Origin of the sequence: Luteolibacter arcticus, assembly GCF_025950235.1 — a bacterium.
GTDB lineage: Bacteria > Verrucomicrobiota > Verrucomicrobiia > Verrucomicrobiales > Akkermansiaceae > Haloferula > Haloferula arctica.
This window is the reverse complement of record NZ_JAPDDT010000026.1, coordinates 50,821-57,628: the sequence shown is the minus strand read 5'-3', so window position 1 is coordinate 57,628 and position 6,808 is coordinate 50,821. Positions and strand designations below refer to the sequence as shown.

7 protein-coding genes are annotated in these 6,808 nt (G+C 62.7%); 1 reads left to right on the top strand and 6 read right to left on the bottom strand.

Features of this window, described 5'->3' with window-relative positions; genetic code table 11:
• Positions 1-174: 174 nt before the first annotated feature.
• The 5 genes from OKA05_RS28155 to OKA05_RS28135 form a co-directional block, all read right to left on the bottom strand.
• Positions 175-1,446 carry a hypothetical protein gene (locus OKA05_RS28155; RefSeq protein WP_264490560.1) on the bottom strand — a complete coding sequence of 424 codons (1,272 nt, stop codon included), beginning with the start codon at positions 1,444-1,446 and terminating at the stop codon, positions 175-177.
• Positions 1,443-3,416, bottom strand: a complete 1,974-nt coding sequence (locus OKA05_RS28150) for a hypothetical protein (protein ID WP_264490559.1) — start codon at positions 3,414-3,416, stop codon at positions 1,443-1,445. Before OKA05_RS28150 ends, OKA05_RS28155 begins: the two co-directional genes overlap by 4 nt.
• 80 nt (positions 3,417-3,496) lie before the next feature.
• Positions 3,497-3,880: a hypothetical protein gene (locus OKA05_RS28145; RefSeq protein WP_264490558.1), complete on the bottom strand. Its 384-nt coding sequence runs from the start codon at positions 3,878-3,880 to the stop codon at positions 3,497-3,499.
• Between the two features lie 5 nt (positions 3,881-3,885).
• The gene (locus OKA05_RS28140; RefSeq protein ID WP_264490557.1) at positions 3,886-4,257 is read right to left on the bottom strand and encodes a cupin domain-containing protein; all 372 of its coding nucleotides are present in this window, start codon (positions 4,255-4,257) and stop codon (positions 3,886-3,888) included.
• Positions 4,254-4,925 carry a hypothetical protein gene (locus OKA05_RS28135; RefSeq protein ID WP_264490556.1) on the bottom strand — a complete coding sequence of 224 codons (672 nt, stop codon included), beginning with the start codon at positions 4,923-4,925 and terminating at the stop codon, positions 4,254-4,256. The genes OKA05_RS28140 and OKA05_RS28135 overlap by 4 nt, the downstream gene beginning before the upstream one ends.
• Positions 4,926-5,124: 199 nt before the next feature.
• On the opposite strand from OKA05_RS28135, the gene OKA05_RS28130 reads away from it, so the two are divergent.
• The gene (locus tag OKA05_RS28130; RefSeq protein ID WP_264490555.1) at positions 5,125-5,550 is read left to right on the top strand and encodes a septal ring lytic transglycosylase RlpA family protein; all 426 of its coding nucleotides are present in this window, start codon (positions 5,125-5,127) and stop codon (positions 5,548-5,550) included.
• A gap of 388 nt (positions 5,551-5,938) precedes the next feature.
• On the opposite strand, the gene OKA05_RS28125 is transcribed toward OKA05_RS28130, so the two are convergent.
• Positions 5,939-6,538, bottom strand: coding sequence for a hypothetical protein (locus tag OKA05_RS28125; RefSeq protein ID WP_264490554.1), 600 nt, complete (start codon positions 6,536-6,538; stop codon positions 5,939-5,941).
• Positions 6,539-6,808 lie beyond the last annotated feature (270 nt).

The following is a 6,808-nucleotide window of genomic DNA, read 5'->3' as shown; positions in this document are numbered from 1 at the left end:
CCAGTGACCTTTTCGTCACACTACGCCGCCGTTCCGGCAAGCAGGGAGGATGCCGAACACTATTGGCGGGACGCCCCGGCCACGGACTGGAGCGGGGCACTCCAGCGACGCAAAGGTCACCGGGCACAAGAAGGCACTGTCAACTGGTGTCGATCTTCCAGCAGCAACCACCACTCACCGCTTCAGCCGCTCCAGCGCCCGCTTCCGTCCCGGACTCTCTCGCAATCCCTCCACCCAGTTCCTTGCCGCTGCAGGATCGACGCAATTCCACGTCGCCGCCGCATTCGAGATCGCCGCCTCCCGCAGCTCTCCCGGCGGCAGGCCTTCGACATGGGCGATCGCAGCCGTTGGATCGCGGTGCGTCCACACGATCAGCCCCGTTTGGATCGTCTGATTGCGGTTGGCATGCTCTGGCAAGGCGTCAGCCCATGCGATCGCTGCCTGCGGATCGGCCTCCACCCAGCGCTCCACCACGCCGGGTGCCCACGCACGGCGCAGCGCGAGCGGCTGGCGATCCATCCATGAGGCCACCTCCGGGGCCGCCACTCCCTCAGGCCCGATCTCCAGGGAAGACGGAGGGCTATCGGGAGTCAGGCCGAGCAGTTGGATGGAGGTCTCCAGTTTCTTCGATGCCTCTGGCCACGCGTTCGCATCGCGGGGGAATTCTTTCACGATGGCTTCCAAGGCTTCCGCTCGCAAGGCGCGGCTGCCTGATTCGGCGATCCTGGTCATGGTCTCCTCCGGCTTGTTGCGGAGATCGCTGATCATCGCTTCGCGTTGCTTGTAGTCGTCTGAATCGTAGTTCGCGGGATCCCATGCGACCGCGGGCTCGGCGGGAGAAGGGGAAACTGGCTCGCTCGGTGCCCTGGGTTCGGCGGGAGCGTCGTCCGCTTCCTGCGGTTCCGGCTCGGATGGCGTCTCCGCTTCCGCCGCGGCCTCCTCTTCCGGCTGTGAGCGGGCCTCTGCCACCGCTTCCAGGCAATCCTGGACGCGATAGCTCATCTTCTTGCCACGCAAGTAACGCAGGGCTTCCTCCGGTTGTTTGCGGCCCCATGCGGAGGCGAGCGCGAGGGAATAGTCGGAGAGGGGATTCGCCAGTGCCCTGTCCATTGCCGCGGCGGGATCGAGCGAGATCATTCGGGCGATGTCGTCCTCGATGTCGCCACCTCCACAGCCCTGTTCGTGTCTCCTCTCGATCAACAGGAGGTCCAGCGTGGCGATCGATGCCGTGCGTTTGCGGTAAACCTCCTGCTCCTCGGCGACGAGCAGGCATTCGGCCAAGGCTCGCTTCCGCAATTCGCGCCGCGGGCCATCGCCAGCGACGGGTGTCGGCGTCCAGTTCGAAGTCGAACTTGAAGCGGGAGTGGGTGCGGGTTGGGAGCCGGTCAGGAACCATCCCCCGGCGAAGCCAAGCACGGCGATGACGGCCAGGAAGGCGCGCTTCATGGGGTCGTGGTGAATTCGAGGTTGATGCGCTCCAGAAACTGCTGCCGTTCCGCCTCGGAAAGTTGCGCCGCTTCCTCGAGTTGATTCCGCAAGGTCTCCGCCGTCGCCGGATCGCGGACGAGGTGCTGGTCTAGGCTGACCCGGGACAAGGCCATCTCGAACGCGTTCTTGCGTTTGCCCGCGTCGCCCAGCGCAAGTGCCAGAGTGACCGTTTTCACGGGATCCACATCGTCAGGCCATTCCAGGATCTTGGCGATCGCGGCATCTCGTCCTGCGCTGATGGGAAGTGTCAGCAGGGCATGGGTGACTTCATCCGGGAAGTCATCGATGACCGAGCCAGTCACCGCACTCCATGCCGCGACAGGGGCATCGGGATCCTCGGAGAGGTGCTTCAAGGCTATGGAGGGATCGGACTGGGACCAGGAGAGATAGGCCCAGACCACCGGCTGCTCCGCGGTGTCCGTCTTGCGTGCGTACTCCAGTGCAGCGAGCGGATCATCATCCGCCATTTCCATGGCGCGCTGGGTCACCAACTCCGTCCGCACCGAACCGGGTGGCAGGGTTTTGATGAGGGCGGCTCTTTCGAGCGGATTGAAACCACGCAGCTTGAACTCGATCTGGTTCCAGGCCTCGCGGGATGTATAGCCATCCTCGGTGCCAAGCTTGCCCGCCAGCCAGCGGACCGCTTCCTCAGGAGACCGCTCCATCCAGAGCAGGATGGCACTCTTTCCTTCATCGAGGAACTGCGCGGCGGGAATGCCCTCCATCAGGCGGATCGCTTCGTCCTGGTCGCTCTCGATCAGGCGCAGCAGCAGGTAGTCCTTCACATTGGCAGGGGTGTTCCGCTGGGGCCCGAAGAAACCACTCAAGTAGTGGATGGGTGGACTGAGCGCGCCGGAGTCCGAGCCCGCTTGCAATTCCACGCCCGGGATCGATGTGCGCAGGCTCCACTGGACGGAAGGCCCGAGCGATTCCAGCAGCGACCACGCCTTGTTGAATTCGCTGTCTGCGATCCGCGAGGCGATCCCTGCGATCATGTCCGCACGAACGGAGGGATCGGGGATCACACGGGCCGCTTCCTTCGCCGCGAACTCCGGGTCGCGCCAGGCGAGGCCACTCAAGAGAGCTTGGAGCGCTTCAATCCGGGCGTTGCCCGGCGGCATGAACTCGGCGATGAAATCCACCACCGCCGGCGAGTAGGAATTCGTCCGTGCTGCGACCGACGCGAGGTCCTTCAGGATTTCCACGCGGTCTTCCTGTTTATTCAGCCACTCTCTCGCGGCGGCCGGGTCTTTCTTCAAGCGTCCCCAGAGCAGTGCGCCCGCGATGTCTTTGGAAGCGATGCCCAACCGCTCAACCCAGAGCGTGGCTGCCTCGGGATCCCTGCTGGCGAGTTCTGCGAAGTGCCTGTTCTCCAACCCGAGGCCTTCCTGATAGAAGCTCTTTACCTCGATGCCATCCGCGAGAGCTTTGTCCAGGAGCCGGAAGGTTTCCTCCACATCCCTGCGCACGGCGCCACCCACGAGTGCGCGCCAATCGTCCATCGAGGCGGAGTCGATGGCTGCCCGTGCCGCCGCCGGATCAAGCGCGGCCCACTCCTCCAGCGCAATCGACCGGAGATCCGGCTTCACGGAAGCGAAGGTCCACGCGGTGGCTGCGTCCTTTTCAAACCAGCAGGAGAACAAGCCGCACCAGGATCTCGCATTGACATCGGGAATGGCGAGCAGGCGAGCGGCGATGTCCTCCATCTGTCCGGGCGTGGCATCGATCAGGTGATCGGCCAGCCAGAAACGAATGGCATCGGGCTCCAAGGCCGCGGGCATCGGTGGCGCGCCGGTGGCAGGTGCTGCTGCTTCTGGTTCTGCGGCTTGCTTCGCCTCGGCCGACGGGGACTCTGCCTGACGTGCCGCCCAGCCGGCGATCATCGCCAGGATCAAGCAGCCAGCAGGGAGGAAAGTGCGGGGTAGCATGTTCGGCGAGTCCTTCGTGCCAAATCGCCAAGCCACCGGCAAGGCGGCACTGGGTAGACGATAGAGAGATGATCAGGGGCTCATCGAGGGCCGTCCTCGATGGTCCCATCCGCTGGAATGAAAAGTACCTCACTTGTCAGATCGGCCGGATCGACGGACTTGGGGGCCTTCGAGAAATACGCAGGCCACACCCCGAGGAAGAAGAACAGCATTAGGAAGACCAACCCGAAGAGAGCTTGGAACACTGCCAGCATCCGCGCCGGGAAGCCCCGGATCTCCTCATCATCGAAAAAGTAATCGGCGGTGAAGCACCCGATGCCTGCGGTGAGCGGGCCCCACAGGAAGGGATTGTCCACCGTGGTGAACCCGCGGATCCAGATCCGGATGCCGTTCAAAAAGGAAACGATCCCGATGACGAGCGTCAGCGCGAGTTTCCAATTCATGAGGACCTCGGGAAGGGTCATGGCATTTACTCGAAATAAGTATCCTCATTCCGGTAGGGCGGCGCGCAGCAGCACAGAAAACGCAGGGGCTCGGTGGCGGTGATCTGGTGCCACGCCCCGGCCGGGATCAGGATCGCATCGCCGGGGCCGACCTCGCGCGATTCACCGTCGATCTCCATCCTCCCGCGGCCTTCCAGCAGGAAGTAGAATTCCTCGCTGTCCTTATGCCAATGCCGCTGGGTTGCACCGCCGGCGGGGATGGTCGCCTCCGCCAGGCTCTGGTTCTTCACCGGGGCATTGGCCGAATCGAGAATGCTGCGGATGGTCGAGCCGTCCTTGGTGGTGAATGGGGGTTGCTGGTCGAGCGCACGGATCTCCATGCCGGATTCCAGTCTCAATCGCCGAGGAAGACGAACTCTTCCGCCATCTTGTTCAGTGATAGCCGCGCCAGTGGCAGGGCCTCGGAAAGCTCGCCGAACATCCGCCGCGGGGCATCCTGCGGGGCGCTGCGATTGTCCGCCGCGTCGCGATAGGCCCGGCGGGCGAAATCCTCGTAGAACCCCACGCCCGGTGCCCCGCGACGCTGGCAGCGGCGGTTGATGAAGCCGGGGAACAGGCCGGTCAGCACCAGGAACTGGTTGCCAGCCTCGAGCTGGAGGTGGAAGCGCATCCGCCCTTGGGCGGATTCCAGGATCGCGACAAAGTCCGCCGCGTGGGTCAGCCCGGCCGGCAGGCTGCGCAGCGGATCGCCGGTGTCACTTGCGAGCCGCTGGACCATTACTCCGGCCACGTAGTCCGACATCCCGGGGTCGTCGATCCCCGCATCCAGGAAGGAGTGCCGGACCAGCACGTAGAAGTAGAAGGCGGGCGAAACACTCAGGGCGGCGGTCGAGTCGATCAACGCGCGCAGCACGTCCTTGAGGTCCAGCATTTCCCTGAGCGCCTCGGGGTCTTCCCAGAGCGTCCAGAGATGGCACCGTTCTCCGTGGGGCGAAAGAACGGCGGTGAGGAAAGAGAAATCCGACAGGGTGAACCGGTCGCGGCAGGAAGGGATCCACGAGCTCATAGCACCCTTTCCCCTAGCAAATCCGGGGCCGAATTGGAGAAAAAAGTTTAACGTTCCTTAAATAAATCGATGTAAAACATTGAGAATCATTGAATTGAAGTGTTTTGGAAAGTTCCAGATTGGGCTTGCGGCATGGTCTGGCAGCCCCTAAACCCGCCGTCCTTGCGTTCAGCGCGAGGAAAACCACCGACACGAAACCATGACCCGGAACCTAAAGTCCGTGGCCCTGGCCATCGCCGGAGCCCTAATGCTACCATCCTGCTCCACGCAGGCAACCGCGTCGAACCGCTCCTCCGGTCCGACGGAATGGAAAGTCTCGTCCGTGCAAACGGGCAAGGCTTCCTGGTATGGTGTCCACTGTAATGGTGGCACCCGAACCGCCAGCGGCGAGCGTCTCAGCAATCTTGCTGCGACCGCCGCGCACAAGACCCTGCCGATGGGCACGCAAGTCCGCGTGACCAACCTGTCCAACGGCATGTCTGAGGTGGTCCGTATCAATGATCGCGGCCCTTACACCAAGGGTCGAGTGATCGACGTCACTGAAGGAGTCGCTCAGCGCCTCGGCTTTCGTTCGCGCGGCATCGTGCCCGTGAAGGTCGAGGTGCTGAAAATGTCAGACAACTGACGGCAACCCCTTCGCTGCCTTTATTAACCGCCCTCTTCCGGATTCATTCGGAAGGGGGCCTTTTTTTGGCTCTCCGTCAGGGTGGCTGAAGCCTTTTCCCGAGGCAGAAGTCTGCCCTCGATTTGAAAACCCAAACCAACCCCCGCCGACGGGACCTCGTGAGAGATCACACGACCGGCAGGGGATTGGATTGGATAGCGGGCGGTGAGGCCCAAGTTCTCCCCCCAGAGAACAGCTCTTATTGGCAGGCAGCGTGCCAGAAATCGTAGGTAAGTCGTAAGTCGCTGGCTTCGAGTGATTCGAAATGAAAGGGAAACCAGCAATGCCAGCGATTGGATGCTTCAGGCTGTAATAAGTTCAGGCTTCGGCGAAGTTCGTTCAGCAAGAATTACCCGTTGGCGCTCAGGAACAGGAAGGCGACCGAGTGAGGTAGCAGCAGCAGGAAGAGACCCAGCACCAAGGTCCGCAGGGAGGTCTTGAGGTGTGAGGAGCTGCCGCCCTTGCCGCCGAGGTAAAGGCTGCCGAGGTGGAGAAACAAGACCGCGAGGTAGAGGCCGAGCACCCACAGCGGCTGGATACCGTTGGCCCAGCGGGCGAGCAGCTTGCCCGCCATCAGGCCGCATACCGACATCAGGGCGATGGACACGCTGATCTCAGGCAGGAAGAAGCCGATCAGGTCCTTCAGCGAATGGACGGCCCAGGGATCCTTTGCGTTGAGAAAGGTCTCCGGCTGGAACGGCACGAAGGGCGGCGTCGAACGGCGCGAGCGGATATTTGCACGCGACCTGGGCCGGGGCGGAAGGTCATCGAGCGAGTCGAGAATTGCTGCATCGTCGATGTCCGCCACCGGGGCAGGCATCTGGAGCAGGGAAAGCGGCGCGAAGTTGTCGGGGACCGGTTGGCAGAAGTCGTCTTTCAGCATGACCCGGGATGGCATGCGCGAGAGACCTTGGCGTTCGAGATTCGGGGAGCTGAGGGAGCTGTGCATGGTGGGGCGGGATGTTCCCTCCGGGGAAAGACCGCCTGCACCAACCCTCACCGCCGGGGGGGCCTCCGAAGAGACCATCCGCCCGACGGTTTGGTTGTGTTGCATTGCGGGGCCTTTCGACCCCTGTTCTCCCCCCAGAGAACAGGGATAGTCTGGCACCCGCGATGCCAACTATACCGACATTTCGTCAGTGCCTCACGTTCAATGAAATGGAGAAACAATTGGAGAATCCGGGCACGGTAGGTGAATTGAAAACTCTGTATGATTTTC